General features: G+C 37.2%; 1 protein-coding gene. It reads left to right on the top strand.

Features of this window, described 5'->3' with window-relative positions; genetic code table 11:
• A partial coding sequence (locus tag C7Y69_RS21695; RefSeq protein WP_221885340.1) for a hypothetical protein occupies positions 1-1,118 on the top strand: 1,118 nt, incomplete at its 5' end.
• Between the last annotated feature and the right edge of the window lie 367 nt (positions 1,119-1,485).

The following is a 1,485-nucleotide window of genomic DNA, read 5'->3' as shown; positions in this document are numbered from 1 at the left end:
AGGGCCTTGGTGAACGGTTACTAGCTTATGCGCATTACTCCACGGCTAATTTTGTTAATTTTGGAGATGCTTGGCTCTCTATTTTCCCTTTTTACACGTTAGTAGATGTGTACAATAATCAGATTAGACGAAAATTTGGCTATAGTGAATCGGAATCTGGCATATATATTGGCAATTTGAATGATGTTAATGATAATTTCAACACCCCCGAACTAATAGTTAACACGACATTCTTAGATCCTAGGCCTGATAATTTTTCACAAGATATCTATGAGTTTTCACCTACCCAAGCAGGCTCAGATGCACGTGGCTTCAATGACTATACTGATACTAATGGCCCTTTATTGAGTCAACTAGTCGCTATATCTGGCGCGGCTACAAAACAATTACTTAAGCAGACTATTACGGACCCAACGTCTTTTTCAAATGAAGACATTACTCTTTCTGATGGTGGGCATTCAGATAATCTTGGTGCGTATTCGCTTATTAGACGGGGGGTTGAGAAGGTCATAATTATTGATGCCGAGCACGATCCTGACTATAAATTCGGTGCATATTATAATCTTCAAGACCGACTTGGATACTGGGGCTATTCTCTATATATTGAAGGGATTGAACAATATAAGAATAGAAAGAACCGGAACTTAAAAACGCCATATCCATTTATGAGAGGAAAAGCGCTAACGCCAAATGGAGATAAAATTGAAATTGTTTACTTAAAGGCGATTAAATCTGACTACGTGGATTGTCTTTACGACCAATCAATGGTGGGTAATGGTCAAGTTATAAGAGATAAAAATAGAACTTTGCTGAATAATAACAAAGATGAAAACGGCAAATGGCAGTCTAATATACTCGCTAACGAAATAATTGATTATGATGCACTTTTTGCCAACCATTTAGAAACATACCCTCTCCTTTTAGAAACGTTGTGGCGTGTAAAACTATCAAATTTATTTAACTCAAATGACACAAAACTTGATTTTCCTCAGTATTCTACTTTTGACCAAAGTTTTTTCAACGACCAATATTTTGCGTTTGTTGCTCTTGGTTATTACAGTGCCAAAGGCTTGGGCTCCTTCATTGCACAAGAAGACACTAGATGTGGTTTTGAATGATAGCCATGACACCGCTGTCGATAATCGTGACTATTTGTATATAGCTGAATTCTCATTCTGGTTACTAAAGTCGAAAATTTGCAAATGGGCTAATAGACTACTGCTACTTTAAACATCTTATATCCAATGCGGGTATTCTAAAAGCCCTGTAAAATAACGGTGTAATTAAACAACTTATTTACTGTGAACACTAGACCGAACACGATCTACTCTTTAAAAGCCCTCTATGATTGAGGGCTTTTTCGTTTGTATAGGCTTGGCAAAAGTAATAGAGGAATGGGGGACAGAGTCTGAGGTATCCCCACAAATAATATAGCAAAATCAGTGAGATAAAAAAGAAGGGAACATTCATGGCGTTTGGTGATCA

It is taken from the genome of Alteromonas sp. KS69, from assembly GCF_003989595.1.
GTDB lineage: Bacteria > Pseudomonadota > Gammaproteobacteria > Enterobacterales > Alteromonadaceae > Alteromonas > Alteromonas naphthalenivorans.
This window is presented reverse-complemented; position numbering and strand designations above follow the sequence as displayed.